Origin of the sequence: Streptomyces sp. NPDC001027, from assembly GCF_040299045.1 — a bacterium.
Taxonomy (GTDB): Bacteria; Actinomycetota; Actinomycetes; order Streptomycetales; family Streptomycetaceae; genus Streptomyces.
In genome coordinates, this window is record NZ_JBEPBI010000189.1 from 1 (window position 1) to 15,359 (window position 15,359).

General features: G+C 68.4%; 18 protein-coding genes and 1 pseudogene. 13 read left to right on the forward strand and 6 right to left on the reverse strand.

The annotated features are described in order from the left end of the window. The 8 genes and pseudogenes from ABT300_RS44590 to ABT300_RS32950 all read left to right on the forward strand — a co-directional run. Positions 1–227, forward strand: a pseudogene (locus ABT300_RS44590) (hypothetical protein); the annotation flags it as partial. Between the two features lie 17 nt (positions 228–244). After that, entirely contained in the window at positions 245–547 is a 303-nt protein-coding gene (locus ABT300_RS32920) for a hypothetical protein (protein WP_351683545.1), read from the forward strand. 526 nt (positions 548–1,073) lie between these two features. Next, positions 1,074–1,835 carry a DeoR/GlpR family DNA-binding transcription regulator gene (locus tag ABT300_RS32925; protein WP_351683548.1) on the forward strand — a complete coding sequence of 254 codons (762 nt, stop codon included), beginning with the start codon at positions 1,074–1,076 and terminating at the stop codon, positions 1,833–1,835. Between the two features lie 82 nt (positions 1,836–1,917). Continuing rightward, on the forward strand, positions 1,918–3,273 hold the full coding sequence (locus tag ABT300_RS32930) for an ABC transporter substrate-binding protein (RefSeq protein ID WP_351683551.1): 1,356 nt from the start codon (positions 1,918–1,920) through the stop codon (positions 3,271–3,273). 83 nt (positions 3,274–3,356) lie between these two features. Then, positions 3,357–4,316 (forward strand): carbohydrate ABC transporter permease, encoded by a 960-nt coding sequence (locus ABT300_RS32935; protein ID WP_351683554.1) that lies wholly within the window; start codon positions 3,357–3,359, stop codon positions 4,314–4,316. After that, the gene (locus ABT300_RS32940) at positions 4,313–5,200 is read left to right on the forward strand and encodes a carbohydrate ABC transporter permease (protein WP_351683557.1); all 888 of its coding nucleotides are present in this window, start codon (positions 4,313–4,315) and stop codon (positions 5,198–5,200) included. The genes ABT300_RS32935 and ABT300_RS32940 overlap by 4 nt, the downstream gene beginning before the upstream one ends. Beyond that, complete coding sequence (locus ABT300_RS32945) at positions 5,197–6,186, forward strand: zinc-dependent alcohol dehydrogenase family protein (protein WP_351683560.1); 990 nt, start codon at positions 5,197–5,199, stop codon at positions 6,184–6,186. Before ABT300_RS32940 ends, ABT300_RS32945 begins: the two co-directional genes overlap by 4 nt. Positions 6,187–6,245: 59 nt before the next feature. Beyond that, complete coding sequence (locus ABT300_RS32950) at positions 6,246–7,169, forward strand: carbohydrate kinase family protein (RefSeq protein WP_351683563.1); 924 nt, start codon at positions 6,246–6,248, stop codon at positions 7,167–7,169. On the opposite strand, the gene ABT300_RS32955 is transcribed toward ABT300_RS32950, so the two are convergent. The 6 genes from ABT300_RS32955 to ABT300_RS32980 all read right to left on the reverse strand — a co-directional run bounded on the left by ABT300_RS32955 (position 7,147) and on the right by ABT300_RS32980 (position 11,340). After that, positions 7,147–7,578 (reverse strand): alpha/beta fold hydrolase, encoded by a 432-nt coding sequence (locus ABT300_RS32955; RefSeq protein ID WP_351683566.1) that lies wholly within the window; start codon positions 7,576–7,578, stop codon positions 7,147–7,149. The genes ABT300_RS32950 and ABT300_RS32955 overlap by 23 nt on opposite strands. 128 nt (positions 7,579–7,706) lie before the next feature. Next, positions 7,707–7,913: a chorismate-binding protein gene (locus tag ABT300_RS44595; RefSeq protein ID WP_502978045.1), complete on the reverse strand. Its 207-nt coding sequence runs from the start codon at positions 7,911–7,913 to the stop codon at positions 7,707–7,709. 87 nt (positions 7,914–8,000) lie between these two features. Continuing rightward, positions 8,001–8,702: a GntR family transcriptional regulator gene (locus ABT300_RS32965; RefSeq protein ID WP_502978046.1), complete on the reverse strand. Its 702-nt coding sequence runs from the start codon at positions 8,700–8,702 to the stop codon at positions 8,001–8,003. Between the two features lie 34 nt (positions 8,703–8,736). Then, entirely contained in the window at positions 8,737–9,240 is a 504-nt protein-coding gene (locus tag ABT300_RS32970; protein ID WP_351683569.1) for a flavin reductase family protein, read from the reverse strand. A 26-nt stretch (positions 9,241–9,266) separates the two neighbouring features. Continuing rightward, a complete protein-coding gene (locus ABT300_RS32975) occupies positions 9,267–9,704 on the reverse strand; it encodes an ester cyclase (protein ID WP_351683572.1) in 438 nt (145 codons plus the stop codon). After that, a complete protein-coding gene (locus ABT300_RS32980) occupies positions 9,691–11,340 on the reverse strand; it encodes a BCCT family transporter (RefSeq protein WP_351683575.1) in 1,650 nt (549 codons plus the stop codon). The genes ABT300_RS32975 and ABT300_RS32980 overlap by 14 nt, the downstream gene beginning before the upstream one ends. Positions 11,341–11,582: 242 nt before the next feature. Here ABT300_RS32980 and ABT300_RS32985 point away from each other — a divergent pair, with 242 nt between their 5' ends. From ABT300_RS32985 to ABT300_RS33005, 5 genes are read left to right on the forward strand one after another with little or no spacing between them, the layout of a single operon-like run. Beyond that, positions 11,583–12,209, forward strand: a complete 627-nt coding sequence (locus tag ABT300_RS32985; RefSeq protein ID WP_351683578.1) for an amino acid synthesis family protein — start codon at positions 11,583–11,585, stop codon at positions 12,207–12,209. Further along, positions 12,206–12,757 (forward strand): amino acid synthesis family protein, encoded by a 552-nt coding sequence (locus ABT300_RS32990; protein WP_216587932.1) that lies wholly within the window; start codon positions 12,206–12,208, stop codon positions 12,755–12,757. The genes ABT300_RS32985 and ABT300_RS32990 overlap by 4 nt, the downstream gene beginning before the upstream one ends. 11 nt (positions 12,758–12,768) lie before the next feature. Further along, a complete protein-coding gene (locus ABT300_RS32995) occupies positions 12,769–13,500 on the forward strand; it encodes an alpha/beta fold hydrolase (RefSeq protein ID WP_351683582.1) in 732 nt (243 codons plus the stop codon). Further along, positions 13,493–14,980, forward strand: coding sequence for an aldehyde dehydrogenase (locus ABT300_RS33000; RefSeq protein ID WP_351683585.1), 1,488 nt, complete (start codon positions 13,493–13,495; stop codon positions 14,978–14,980). The genes ABT300_RS32995 and ABT300_RS33000 overlap by 8 nt, the downstream gene beginning before the upstream one ends. 6 nt (positions 14,981–14,986) lie before the next feature. Next, the gene (locus tag ABT300_RS33005; protein ID WP_351683588.1) at positions 14,987–15,208 is read left to right on the forward strand and encodes a tautomerase family protein; all 222 of its coding nucleotides are present in this window, start codon (positions 14,987–14,989) and stop codon (positions 15,206–15,208) included. The last annotated feature ends 151 nt before the right edge of the window (positions 15,209–15,359 follow it).

Sequence of the window (15,359 nt, forward strand, 5' to 3'; positions counted from 1 at the left end):
CACCACCCCGCTTTTCCGATCTCGCCCTAAAAAATTTACCACAGGCCTGCGTGAATGTATCTCACGTCCGCCAAAAAAAAATGGGGGGTGCCGGCACCGGTCCTGCGCCGGTCGACCGGCGCAGGACGGGCAGCAAACACCACCTGATCTGCGACGGACGCGACGTTCCGCTCAAGGTCATCACGACCGTGGCCAACGTCAACGACGTCGCCCCGACCCCGCCCTAGTCGACGGCACCCCACCGGTGGCGGGCCGCTCCGGTCGTCCTCGCAAGCGTCCCGAAGCCCTGCTCGGCGACAAGGGCTACGACTCCAACCGCGCCGAACTTCGCGAGCGCCGCATCCTGCCTGTCATCTCCCGCAAAGGTACCCCGAACATCCAGGGCATGGGCAAGCTCCGCTACGTCGTCGAGCAGACCTTCGCCCCGCTCCACCACTTCAAACGACTCGCCATCCGATGGGAACGCCGCACCGAACTCCACGACGCCTCCATCTCCCTGGCCTGCAGCGTGATCTGCTGGCGACGCCCCAAGAAGGCCCACCCATGATCGTGTTACGAGCTCTTACGACTCAAGATCAGCCACATCGAAGACCTCCGAGTCTGCTGGGCGCGCGAAAGATCGAGACTAGAGGAGATCAGGGGAACCCACCAATGCCCCGGCCACAGCGAGCGGTCACTATTCGGAAACACTTGCATCACGAGCTCCACTCGTGACAGGGAAAATTCTCTGCCCCCAGCCTTTTCTCCTTCCGCAGGAGATGGTCAGAAGCAGCGGCGAAGCCGAGCCTGGACCCACGCCTCTATCGGACCCGGCCGGGAAACAGGCAGGTGGCGGGCACCCGCTGACTACCGAACGGGCAGTATCCCCCGCCTCGCCGAGCCCTCCAGGGCCTCATTCTGGGAATCCGCTTCCCCAGAAACGGGCACATTCGGTCACGAACAGCTCTACGGCGAACCTGGCTAGTACGGGCATTCCCCTTGTAGAAATTTGGCCACCGCAGTCCGAACGGGCAGGGCTTCGGTCAGAGCCGGCGCGCGTGAAGCGCGCAGAGCAGTGAAACGGAGGTGTCGCCGTGGACGCCGAAGAACGAAGACGGGGAATTCTGGAGGCGGCACGCCGTTCGGGATCCGTGGACGTCGTACAGCTGGCAGCAGACCTCGGGGTCTCCAAGGAGACCGTGAGGCGCGACCTGAGTCTGCTGGAGCGGCACGGGCTGGTCCGCCGTACCCACGGCGGCGCCCATCCCGTGGAAAGCGCGGGATTCGAGACCACCCTCGCCGTCCGCACCGTCACGCACGTCCCCGAAAAAACGCGGATCGCCGCCGCTGCGGCCGAACTGCTCGGAGATGCCGAGACCGTCTTCATCGACGAGGGCTATACCCCGCAGCTCATCGCCGCCGCCCTGCCCCGTGACCGGCCACTGACTGTGGTCACCTCTTCGCTGGCCACAGCCGGCGACCTGTCCGCTGCCGAGAACATCACCGTGCTGCTGCTCGGCGGGCGGGTGCGCGGCGGGACGCTGGCCACGGTCGACCACTGGGCGATCCGCATGCTGTCCGGCTTCGTCATCGACCTGGCGTACGTCGGCGCGAACGGCATCTCCCGGGACTACGGGCTCACCACCCCCGATCCCGCGGTCAGCGAGGTCAAGGCCCAGGTCCTCAAAGCCGCCCGACGCCGGATCTTCTCCGGCGTCCACACCAAGTTCGGCGCCGTGAGCTTCTGCCGCTTCGCAGACGTCACGGAGTTCGAGGCGATCATCACCGACACCGGGCTGCCCGCCTCCGAAGCACACCGCTACTCACTGCTGGGCCCCGAAGTCATCCGGGCCTGAGCCGCATTCCCCACCCCATCCCCTCCCCGCAAGGCCGTGGGCCTGCTCCGCCACGCCCTCGTACACATCCCTGGAGTCAGTCATGCGCACACGCAGAACGATCCATGTCCTCGCCGCGGCCACGGCCGCGAGCTCACTGCTGGTCGCCTGTAGCGGGGCGGGCGGTTCATCGAGTTCCGGAGGCGGCGGCAAGTCCATCAACGTGCTGATGGTCGGCAACCCGCAGATGGAGGACATCCAGAAGCTCACCAAAGACACGTTCACGAAGGACACCGGAATCAAGGTGAACTTCACGATCCTTCCCGAGAACGAGCTGCGCGACAAGGTCACCCAGGACGTCGCCACCCAGGCCGGCCAGTACGACGTCGCCACCGTCGGCGCCTACGAGATACCGATCTGGCAGAAGAACGGCTGGCTGCACGAGCTCAGCTCCTACGCCGACAAGGACGCGAGCTTCGACACGGCCGACCTGGTCAAGCCGGTGGTCACCTCGCTGTCCGGCTCCGACGGCAAGCTCTACGCCCTGCCCTTCTACAGCGAGTCGTCCTTCCTGATGTACAACAAGGACGTCATGAAGGCGAAGGGCGTCACGGTGCCCGAGCACCCGACTTGGCAGCAGGTCGCCGACATCGCGGCCAAGGTCGACGGCGCTGAGCCCGGCATGAAGGGGATCTGCCTGCGCGGGCTGGCGGGTTGGGGTGAACTCGGCGCGTCGCTGACGACCGTGGTCAACACCTTCGGGGGCACCTGGTTCACCAAGGACTGGAAGGCCCAGGTCAACTCCCCGGAGTTCAAGAAGGCCACGAATTTCTACGTCGACCTGGTCCGCAAGCATGGCGAGGCGGGCGCCCCGCAGGCCGGGTTCACCGAGTGCCTGAACGCCATGAGCCAGCAGAAGGTCGCGATGTGGTACGACGCGACCAGCGCGGCCGGATCCCTGGAAGACCCCGCCTCCAGCAAGATCGCCGGCCATGTCGGCTACGCCTACGCGCCGACCGTCGCCACCAAGAGCAGTGGCTGGCTGTGGAGTTGGGCGTGGGCCATGCCCAAGACCACGAAGAACGCCGACGCGGCTTCGAAGTTCATGCTGTGGGCCTCCAGCAAGAAGTACGAGCAGCTGGTCGGCGAGAAGCTCGGCTGGTCGCGTGTCCCGGCCGGCAAGCGGGCCAGCACGTATGAGATCCCGCAGTACCAGAAGGCGGCCGCCGCCTTCGGTGACATCACCCTGAAGTCCATCGAGGGTGCCGACCCGTCCAACCCGGGCCTGCAGCCCCGGCCGACGGTGGGTGTCCAGTACGTGGCCATCCCCGAGTTCCAGGACCTGGGCACCAAGGTCACCCAGGAGATCTCCGCCGCCATCGCCGGCAAGACCAGCGTGGAAAAGGCGCTCGACGACGGCCAGAAGCTCGCCGAGGACGTCGCCAAGAACTACCAGTGACCCCTTCTGTACCGCCCGGTCGGCCCTCCCCCCGGCCGGGCACCGCTTCCCCCTACCCGGCCGTCACTGGCGGAGGAAAGTCCATGACCACACTCACCGTTCCCCCCAAAACGGCGTCACCGCCCAGGCGTCCTCGCACAGCAAACGGCGCCGGCAGGTGGAAGCGCCGCTTCCCGCTGCTGCCGGCGCTCGTGTTCACCATCGTCGTCACGCAGCTGCCGTTCGTGGCCACGATCGTGATCTCCACGCTCCAGTGGAACATTCTCAAGCCGGGCGAGAGGCACTTCGTCGGCCTGTCCAACTTCAAGTTCGTCTTCACCGACGAGCGACTGCGCACCGCGGTCCTGAACACCGTCGTGCTCACCGCGTCCGTGGTGCTCATCAGCGTGGTCCTGGGCCTTGGCCTGGCGATGCTGCTGGACCGACGCTTCGTCGGCCGGGGTCTGGCCCGCACGATGCTCATCGCGCCGTTCCTGGTGATGCCGGTCGCGGCGGCGCTGCTGTGGAAGCACGCCCTCTACAACCCCAACTACGGCCTGTTCAACGGCACTCTCAACGCCGTCTACCGCCTCTTCGGCGCCGACAGCGGCCCCACGGTCGACTGGGTGTCGTCCTACCCGATGCCCGCCGTGGTGCTGTCGCTGGTGTGGCAGTGGACGCCGTTCATGATGCTGATCCTGCTGGCCGGTCTGCAAGCGCAGCCCGGTGACGTCCTGGAGGCGGCGAAGGTCGACGGGGCGTCGGCGATGGCAACCTTCCGGCACATCACGCTGCCACATCTGCGCCAGTACATCGAGTTGGGCGTCCTGCTCGGCACGATCTACGTCGTGCAGACCTTCGACGCCGTCTACACGATCACCCAGGGCGGCCCCGGCTCCCAGACGACCAACCTGCCCTACGAGATCTACCTGACCATGTTCCGCAAGTACGAGTACGGACAGGCGGCCGCCGCCGGTGTGGTCGTCGTCCTCGGCTCGATCGTGATCGCGACCTTCGCGCTGCGCACCATCGCGTCGCTGTTCCGCGAGGAGGTGTCCCGATGAGCGCGCACGCGGCCATCGCCGTGCCCGGCACAAGACTCAAGAAGCTTGTGCGCCGCCGAACCGACCACGGCCATACGCCGAAGCTGTCACCTCTGTGGACCTTCGTCGCCTGGCTCGCCACCCTGGCGTTCTTCGCGCCAGTGGCGTGGATGGTCCTGACCTCGTTCCACCAGGAGGCGGACGCGGCGACCAACCCACCGACCCCGTTCGCCTCGCTCACCTTCGACCAGTACAAGCTGCTGTTCAGCCGGGATATCACCCCGTTCCTGCTCAACTCGGCGATGGCGAGCATCATTTCGACGGTTCTGGTGTTGGTCCTCGCGGTGCCGGCGGCCTACGCGCTGTCGATCAAGCCGGTCGAGAAGTGGACGGATGTGATGTTCTTCTTCCTGTCCACGAAGTTCCTGCCGGCCATCGCCGCCCTGCTGCCCATCTACCTGATCGTCAAGGACGCCGGGATGCTGGACAACGTATGGACGCTGATCATCCTCTACACCGCCATGAACCTGCCGATCGCGGTGTGGATGATGCGCTCGTTCCTCGCCGAGGTCCCCAAGGAGATCCTGGAGGCCGCCGAGGTCGACGGCGCGAACCTGCTCACCGTGCTGTGGCGGATCGTGGCCCCGGTCGCCATGCCGGGGCTCGCGGCCACCTCGCTGATCTGTTTCATCTTCAGCTGGAACGAGTTCATGTTCGCGGTCAACCTCACCGCGACGAACGCCTCGACCGCACCGGTTTTCCTGGTCGGCTTCATCACCAGCGAGGGCCTCTTCCTCGCCCGGCTGTGCGCTGCCGCCACGCTCGTGTCTCTGCCGGTCCTCATCGCCGGTTTCGCCGCCCAGGACAAACTGGTCCGCGGCCTGTCTCTAGGAGCAGTCAAGTGAGGGCCGCCGTCGTCACCGCACCCGGCAAGGTGGAGATCCAGTCCGTCGCCGACCCGACCCCCGGCCCGCGCGAGGTCGTCATCGACGTGGCCGCGGTCGGACTGTGTGGCACCGACCTGCACATCCTTCAGGGCGAGCACGCACCGAGTCTGCCGATCGTTCCCGGCCACGAGTTCGCGGGAGAAGTCGTCGCGATCGGCAGCGAAGTGACCGAGCTGAAGATAGGCACCCGTGTCGGGGTCGACCCGAACCTGTACTGCAACGAGTGCCGCTACTGCCGGCTGGGCCGCAACAACCTGTGCGAGCGGTACGCGGCCATCGGCGTCACGCACCCCGGTGCCGCCGCCGAGTTCGTGACCGCGCCGGTCGCCAACTGCGTACGGCTGCCCGACCACGTCGACGCCCGGGACGCGGCCCTGATCGAACCGCTGTCCTGCGCCGTGCGCGGCTACGACGTGCTACGCAGCAGACTCGGCGCGCACGTGCTCATCTACGGCAGCGGGACCATGGGCCTGATGATGCTGGAGCTGGCCAAGCGCACCGGCGCGGCCTCCGTCGACATGGTGGACATCAACGAGGACCGCCTCGCCACCGCCCGCACGCTCGGCTGCAGCAGCGCTGTGACCTCTGCCGACGCGGTCGAGCGCCCGCGCGGCTGGGATGTGGTCATCGACGCCACCGGCAATGCCCAGGCCATCCAGGACGCCCTGGGCCGGGTGGGCAAGGGCGGCACCTACCTCCAGTTCGGCGTCGCCGACTACGCGACCCGCGCGACCATCGACCCGTACCGGATCTACAACGAGGAGATCACCATCACCGGCTCGATGGCGGTCCTGCACAGCTACGAACGCGCCGCCGAGCTGTTCGCCGGCGGCGTCCTAGACCCGGAGATCTTCATCAGCGACCGGCTACCGCTGGCCGACTACGCCGAGGCCGTACGGCAGTTCCAGGCCGGGAAGGGCCGGAAGATCCAGGTGCTGCCGTGACCGACCAAGGGCTCACAGCCGCCTCCAGGTTCCCAGCGCTCGTCATCGGCGAAGCACTGGTGGACATCATCACCGGCCCCGACGGCCTGCAGCGCAGTCACTCCGGCGGAAGCCCCGCCAACGTGGCGCTGGGCCTGAGCAGGCTCGGCCACCCGGTCCAACTCGCCACACGCGTCGGGCGCGACGACTTCGGCCGCCTGGTGCAAGGCCACCTCGAAACCAGTGGGGTCAAGTTGGTCCACGGGTCGGTGGTCGACGCGGCCACCTCCACCGCAATCGCCGTACTCGACGACGCGGGCGCCGCGACCTATGCCTTCGACATCACCTGGGCTCTTTCGGACCCTGTCGAGGAAGAGTTGCGCGACGGGCCACCGACGCACGTCCACACCGGATCCATCGCCACCGCCCTGAGCCCGGGAGCCGACCAGGTCTTCAGCACCCTCAATGCCCTGCGGCCCTCAGCCACCGTTTCCTACGATCCCAACCTCAGGCCCGCGCTGCTCCGCCCCGCGGAGCAAGAACGTGAACAAGTGGAACAACTCGTCGCTATCAGCGACGTGGTGAAGGCAAGCGAAGAGGACCTGGCCTGGCTCCACCCGAACGAGACCCCCGACAGGACAGCGGCCCGCTGGGCCCGAAACGGCCCGGCGCTCGTCATCCTCACCCGGGGAGCCAACGGTGCCCAGGCCTGGTGGCGCCACGGCTCCCAGAGCGTCGCACCCGTGCCCGTCCGCGTGGTGGACACGGTTGGCGCGGGCGACGCTTTCATGGCAGGCCTGACCAGCCGACTGCTGCGCGCGGGACTGCTGGGAGGCGGCCCCGGAACCGAGGCGGCGACGGCACGCGCGGCACTGCGCGCGGTCACCGACACCGACCGACTGCCCGCAGTTCTCGGCGACGCCCTGGCGGTGGCCGCCCGAACAGCCGCTCTCACGTGCACTCGTGAGGGAGCAGATCCGCCTACAGCAGAACAGGTCGGGTGAGCCGACGAAGGGGAGCTGGAGCTGGCCGTCTCGCTCCGTGCGTGACGGGGTTACCGTTGCAGCCGCGCCAACCGACGCGAACCCGTCCGCCGGTCGACCGGCGGACGGACCGGTGTCGGCACCCCTTTCTTTGCGCGGACGGGAGATCCATCCACGCAGGCCCGTGCGCTGGCCATGATGATGTGCTCCGGACGACGTGGTCGAGTCCCGCCGCGTCGATGTCGTCCGCCACCGTTCGTGCCAGGTCGCCGATGGTCAGCGTGGTGAGATCCGCTGGCCTGCCGGCTCGGCCGGGGAGGTCGGGGCTCAGGCATGTGGTGGACAGGTGGGGCAGGACCGGCTCCCAGCAGGCATCTGCGAACCAGCCGCCGTGGACGAGGACCAGGGCCGTGTGGCCCTGGCCGCTCACTGCGGCTCCACGGGCGGTGCGCCGGGGCTCAGGCGCAGGTGCGGGGCGACGCTGCGCAGCTTCTCACAGGTCTCCTCCCACTCGCGTTCGGGAGTCGACTGCCCCATGATCCGGGCACCCGCCCGCAGTCAGCTGTGCCCGCTGCGCTGGAAGACCGTGCGCAGGACGAGCGCCGCGTCGAGGGAGCCGTCGGCGTCGGTGGTCAACACAGCCCCGGCATACAGCCCCCGGGGCCCGGCCTCGTACCGGCTGATGGTGCGCAGTGCCTCCGGTTTCGGGCAGCCGGTGGCAGTAATCGCGGGGAACAGTGTTGCTGTTCGGTTGTGGTGAGACATCCCGCTCGATGTGAGGCCGCCGCATGAATACCGATGGCCGGCCACACCCCAGTGCGGGGGTGTGGCCGACCATCGGCGTTCATCACCTCAGCTTGCGGTGCCATTCCCCTCATGCGAACCGCTGACGGCCAGCCCCTTCAGCAGCGCACGCCGGCTGGCCCTGACGTGCTCACGCATCACGTGCTCAGCGCTGTCGCCGTCCTTCTCCAGAATCAGCTCCAGGACACGATGGTGTTCACGGTCCGACTGCCTTGCCCGGCCCGGCTGGCTCAGCGACGTGTGCACCAGCCGGGAGTAGGCCAGTTGGTTCATCAGTATCCGGTAGTGCGCTTCCAGCTTGCTGTTGTCGGCGCCGGCGATGAGCAGGTCGTGGAACTCCTGGACCAGCTCCGCGTACCGTGCACGGTCGGCGCACTCGACCGCTTCGTCGGCCTCGCGCAAATTCCGCTCGAGCATGTCGATCTCCGCGACACGGCCACGCCGGGCGAGGAGACGGGCGGCCGCGCCCTCGAGGAGTTCCTTCATCTCGAAGAGTTCCGTGATCTCGCGGCGCGACGGCGTGGTGACGAATGTCCCGACCCGGGGCCGGATCTCGACCAGCCCTTCGGTCTGGAGCTGCTTGAGGGCTTCGCGCACCGGTGTACGACTGACGCCGAACTCCTCCGCGAGGGCGAGCTCCGAGAGCGGAGCGCCGGGCTCGATGTCGCCCTTGATGATCCGTCGACGCATCTCGGCGATCACCCTGGCCTGCATCGACCCGTTCTTCGGTTCGCTCTTCGCACCACTCACCGAACTCTCCTCCGCCTCCCGAGCTGTCCGCCGGTCACCCCAGCGGCGCGAGCGCGCCGCCGTCGAAGAACTTACCCGCGCTGTAGACCATCGGATGACGCTCGGAGACGACGGCGTGCACCACCCGGCAGATGAACACGGTGTGGGTGCTGGCCTGCAGCCGCTCGCGGATCTCGACCTCCATCTGCGCACTGCTCCGGGCGATCAGCGGGCTGCCGAACGGGCCGCTCTCCCACTCCACATCCTTGAACTTGTCCGTGGCCTTGCTCGCGAACGTACCGACGACGTCGAGTTGGTCCGTGGACAGGATGTTGATCGCGAGGTGGTCCGCCCGGAACAGACAGTCGTGGGTGGACGAGGTGTGCTGGACGCAGACCATCACGGTGGCGGGGTCGAGCGAGATGCTGGAGAACGCGTTGACGGCCAGTCCCCTGGGGGTCTCCCCGTCCATCGCGGTGACGACCGTGACGCCGGTGACGAACTGCCGGTTGACCTGCTTCATCACGTCGAGGTCGGGCTTCTCGGCGAGCGGGGTCATGAAGGTGCTCCTTGTCATCATGCTCGTCAGTCCTGTCCCACCCGGATGACGCCCAGGGCCGCGAGCAGCGCACGGGGATCCCACGTCACGTACTCCTCGACGATCCGGTCGCCCTCGAAGCGGGCGAAGGTGGCGCCGCTGACCTCGACCCGCCGTTTGGTGGCGGGGACGCCGAGGAGCGAGTTGTGGTGGGTGCCGGTGCTGTGCCAGCGGATCGCGGCCCGGTCGCCCTCGATCATGATGTCGTCGATGGTCGTGACCAGGTCCGGGAAGGCCGACCGGGTCGAGACGATCGACGCCTTGAAGGCCTCTAGGTCCTGCGGCTGCGGGTCCTGGCTGTGCCGGAGGTAGTCCGGGCTCAGCAGGGCGTCGAGGGCGTCGACGTCGCCGTGACCCCAGGCCGCGGCCCAGGTCTTCTCGATGAGTGTGCGACGGGCGTCGGCCCGGGGGTCAGAGTGCGGCATCGGCCTTCTCCTTGGTCTGCGCGTCGACGTCCACGGCGAGGGCGGCGCGCGCCGCGTGCCGGTCCGAGCGCAGTTCCTTCCAGAAGGACACCGCCAGTCCGGCGATGATCACGAGGAACGGCAGGGACGTCACGATGACGGTGTTCTGCAGGGCGTTGAGTCCGCCGGCGAGCATGAGGACGACGGCGGTGACGCCGGTGAGGACGCCCCAGAGGATGAGCACCGGGCGGCGCGGGGTGAGCGAGCCGTCGGAGGTCATCATCGACAGCACATAGGTGTTGGCGTCCGCGCCGGAGACGAAGAACATCACGACCAGCAGGATCGCGATCGCCGAGGTCACCCCGGCGAGCGGGAAGTGGTCGAGGGTCGCGAAGAACGCGCTGTTGATGTCGGCCGCGGTCTGCTTGGCGATGTCACCCTTCTCGAACATGTCGATGTGGATGGCGGTGCCGCCGAAGACCGTGAACCAGGTGAAGAAGACCACGCTGGGGACGACGAGAACGCCCATGACGAAGCCGCGGATGGTGCGGCCCCGGGAGATCCGGGCCAGGAAGACACCGACGAAGGCACCCCAGGAGACCCACCAGGCCATCATGAAGTAGGTCCACCACTGCATCCATTCGAGCCCGCCGAAGGCGGTGCCCTGGAGGCTCATCCGGAAGAAGTCGGTGGCCCACTGGCCCACGGACTCGATGTACAGGTTGGCGAGGAACACGGCCGGGCCGACGATCAGCATGAAGACGAACAGCGCGATCGCCAGCACGGTGCTGCCCTGGCTCAGGAACTTGATGCCCTTGCTGACGCCGGTCACCGCCGACAGTGTGAAGATCGCGGTGACGGCGGCGATGATGAGCACCTGGCTCACGTTGTTGACGGGCATCCCCCACAGCCGGCCGAGGCCGTTGTTGACCTGGAGGGCGCCGAGGCCCAGCGAGGTCGTGGTGCCGAACAGCGTGGCGAACACGGCGAGTACGTCGATGGTCTTGCCGATCGGCCCGTTCACCCGGTCGCCGAGCAGCGGCTCGAACAGCTGGCTGACCAGGGTGCGCCGGCCCTTGCGGTGGGTCGAGTACGCGATGGCCAGCCCGAAGACGGCGAAGATCGCCCAGGCCTGCAGTCCCCAGTCGAAGTAGGAGTACTGCAGGGCGCGTACCGCCGCGGCCGGGGTGTTGGGCTCGGCGAGGCCGTGCGGGGGCGTCGCCAGATGGGAGATCGGCTCGGCGACACCGTAGGAGACGAGGCCGATGCCCATGACCGCGCTGAGGATCATGGCGAACCAGGTGAGGGTGGAGAACTCGGGGCGGTCCTCGTCCTTGCCGAGGCGGATGTCGCCCGCGGGGCTGAAGGCCAGGAACACCAGGAAGATCAGGATGGCGAGCGTGATCACCAGGTAGGACCAGCCGAAGGTGGACGTCACCCAGTTCAGCGAGGTGTTGGTGACCTTGTTCAGGTTGTCCGTGAAGAGCACGGCCCACGCCACGAAGACGGCGGAGACACCGAGCGAGGTCCAGAAAACGGAACCGATCTTACCGCCGCCGTCACGGTCGGCGCCTGTGCCGTCCGTGGCGCTTTCCCCACCATTCTCCGTCGTCGTCGCGGGCGGCATTTCAGCGCCCGTTCCAAGGTGACTGGACATGGAACTCCTTGGGTCCGGGGCCCGACGGCCACCCGATCTGGCATACAAGCAGCAGTAAGGCACGTCGCAGATGGGGCGTCAAGGGTTCGACATGCGGAATCCCACCCCGGCTTGATGCGTAACCAATAACCACAGGTTAATGACCCGTTACTCGCCCAGGTGGGAGCGTCAACGGACCATGGAGAGCCCTTCTACTCAACCCTCTTGACCGGCCCAAAAGACGGCACCTATCGTCCTGTGGCATGCAAGAGTGCATGGATCACCTCGACGAGCGCATCGGTCTCCGCAAGCTCGTGGTCTACCGCGACGTCGTCCTCACCGAGGCCGGGGAGAGACCCGCGCGGCCCGCGCGGCGCGCCAGTGTCGCCGCGGTCGTCCGGAACCCCTGGGCGGGCACCGGCCCCTCGGCCGATCTGTCCGGGGAGCAGGCCCGCGTCGGCCCGGTGCTCGCCCGGCTGCTGACCGACCGGCTCGTCGCCTCCCTGGGCGGCGTGGACGCGATCGAGGCGTTCGGCAAGGCCGCCGTCGTCGGCGCGGCCGGCGAGATCGAGCACGCCGGGGCCCTCATCCACACCCCGTACTTCGGCAACCTGGTGCGCGAGTTCCTCCACGGCGAGTCGATCATCTGCTTCGCCGACACCCGGGCCGACGCCGGCGAGACGCTGGTCGTCCCGCTCTGGCACAAGACCCGGGCCTCGACCCGCAGCCACTACCAGACCATCAGTGCCCGCGTCTCCGACGCCCCGCGCGCCGACGAGATCGTCGTCGTGGCGGCGGCGTCCACGGGACCCCGCCCGCACCCCCGTATCGGGGACCGTATGACGGATCCCGTCGTCACCACCGAAACCCTGGAGGTTGTTCCCTCATGAGCGTCCGCAAGATCGTGACCGTCGTCGAGGAGATCCGCACCGAGGGCGGTCGCGCGCTCGCCCGTCCGGCCCGGATCGCGGTCGTCGCGGCGGTGATCGACAACCCCTGGGCCGGTCAGGGCTTCGTGGAGGACCTGCACCCCGGTATCGAGGCGCACGCCTCCGACCTGGGCGCGCTGCTGGCCCCGGCGGTGCTCGACGCGCTGGAGGAGCCCGCCGAGGCGTACGGCAAGGCGGCGATCGTCGGCCTGGACGGCGAGATCGAACACGGCTCGGCGCTGATCCACACGCTGAAGTTCGGCGACCACTTCCGCAAGGCCGCGAACGCCACCACGCTGCTGCCGGCGGTCGAGAAGCGTGGGCCCGCCGGGGTGCTCTTCGACATCCCGCTGAAGCACATCACCGACGCCACGATCCGCTCGCACCACCAGACCGTCGAGGTCCGGATCGCCGACGCCCCCCACCCGCACGAGATCGTCATCGCGCTGGCCGCCGCCGCCCAGGGGCGCCCCCAGCAGCGGCTGGCCCCCCTCTCGACCGAGCAGTAGGCCAGGCATACATGAGCAAGCCCACCGTGGTGCTGCTGCACGGCGTAGGGCTCGACCACACCATGTGGGAGCCCACCGCCGCGCTCCTGGCCGACCGTTTCACCGTGCTCGCCCCCGATCTGCCGGGCCACGGCACCCGCCCGCCCGTCCACGACGGGGTGACCCTCGCCGAACTGGCCGCCGGGGTGGCCGACGGGATCCCCGCGGGCTCCCACCTGGTCGGGTTCTCCCTGGGCGCCCTGGTCGCCCAGTACGTGGCGCTGCACCGCCCGGAGCTGGTGGCCACGCTGACCTCGGTCAGCTCGGTGTGCGCGCGTACGGCCGAGGAGCGGGCGTCCGTGCTCGACCGGCTGCGCACCGCCGAGGCCGACTTCCCGGCGAGCGCCGCCGCGTCCCTGAAGCGGTGGTACGACGGCACCGGTGTCGCCGCGGACCAGGTGGCCCGTACCGAGGCCACGCTCCTCGCCAACGACACCGGGTCCTTCCTGAGCTGCTACCGCGTGTTCGCCACGGCGGACGCCGAGCTGGCGCCGGACCTGCCCGCCATCGCCGTACCCGCCCTGGCGGTGACCGGTGAGCACGATCCCGGGTCCACGCCCGAGATGACGCGTCGGCTCGCGGCGGCGCTTCCCGACTGCCGGGCGGAGATCGTCCCCGGGGCGCGTCACATGCTGCCCGTCGAGCGCCCGGAGGCGTTCACCGACCGCCTCACCACCTTCATCGGAGAGTGCGCCCATGTCTGACCTCACCACGTTGCGGCACTTCATCGGCGGGACCTCGGTCGAGCCCGCGTCGGGCGAGTACTTCGAGAGCACCAACCCCGCCACCCGCGAAGTCCTCTACCGGGCCGCGCGCGGCAACGCCGCCGACATCGACAAGGCGGTGGCCGCCGCGCGACAGGCGTTCGAGGACCCGCGCTGGCGCGACCTCAGCCAGACGCGGCGCGGGCATCTGCTGCGCCGCCTGGGCGAGCTGATCGCGGAGAACGCCGAGGACCTGGCCCGCATGGAGACCCGGGACAACGGCAAGCTGCTGCGCGAGATGCGGGGGCAGCTGGCCACCCTGCCCGAGTACTACCACTACTACGCCGGACTGGCCGACAAGATCCACGGCGACTTCATCCCCACCTCCGACCGGCAGGTGCTCAACTACACGGCCCGCGAACCCCTGGGCGTGGTCGGAGCCATCACCCCCTGGAACTCCCCGCTGACCCTGACCAGCAGCAAGCTGGCGCCCGCGCTGTGCGCCGGCAACACGGTCGTGATCAAGCCGTCCGAGTACACCTCGGCGACCGTGCTGCGGCTCGCCGAGCTGGCCCTGGAGGCGGGCTTCCCGCCGGGTGCGGTGAACGTCGTCACCGGGTTCGGCGCCGAGGCCGGGCAGGCCCTGGTGGACCACCGCGACCTGGCGAAGATCTCCTTCACCGGCAGTACGGCGACGGGGGCGCGGATCGCCGCCGCCACCGCGAGCCGTTTCATCGGCTCCACGCTCGAACTCGGCGGCAAGTCCCCCAACATCGTCTTCGAGGACGCGAACGTCGCGAACGCCGCGATGGGGGTGGTGGCGGGCATCTTCGCCGCCGCCGGACAGACCTGTATCGCCGGCAGCCGGGTGTTCGCCCACCGGTCCGTCTACGACGAGCTGCTCGAACGGGTCTCGGAGCGCGCCCGGTCCATCGTCATCGGCGACCCCCTGGACGAGAAGACCGAACTGGGCCCGCTGGCCTTCGAGGGCCAGCGTGACAAGGTCGCCGGCTATGTCGACCTCGGCCGCGACGAGGGCGCCCGGGTGCTGACCGGCGGCCGGGCCACCGACGGCGGCCTCGGCGGCTGGTTCTACGAGCCGACCGTCCTGGTGGACGTCGACAACGGCATGCGCGTCGTACGGGAGGAGATCTTCGGCCCGGTGCTCGCGGTGATGCCGTTCGACACCGAGGAGGAGGTCCTCCGGCTGGCCAACGACACCGAGTACGGGCTCGCGGCCGGTGTGTGGACGACGAACCTCTCCCGGGCGCACCGGATGGCGGCCCGTCTGGAGGCCGGGACGGTGTGGGTCAACACCTACCGGGCCATGTCGCCGATGTCCCCGCGCCAGGGCTTCAAGACGAGCGGCGTCGGTGTCGAGCACGGCACGGAGACCGTCAGGGAGTACACCCGGCTCAAGAGCGTCTGGATCAACACGAGCGAGGAGCCCGTGGCCGACCCCTTCACGATGCGGAGCTGAGCCGGTATGCCACAGGTCGCCGTCACCCTCGCCGAGGGCCGCAGCCCGGCACAGATCCGGGAGTTGATCCACGAGGTGCACGAGGCGGTCCTGCGCACCGTGAACACCCGGCCCGAGTACATCCGTGTCGTCGTCCACGAGGTCCCCCGCACGCACTGGGCCACCGGTGACCTCACCCTCACCGAGATGGACGCCGCCGCACAAGCCGCAGCAGAGGAGCAGTCATGAGGTTTTCGTTGTTCGTGCACATGGAGCGCTGGGACGAGGAGGTCAGTCACCGGCAGCTCTTCGAGAACCTCACCGAGCTGACGCTGATGGCCGAGGCCGGCGGGTTCGGCACGGTGTGGATCGTCGAGCACCACTCGATGGAGTACACGAT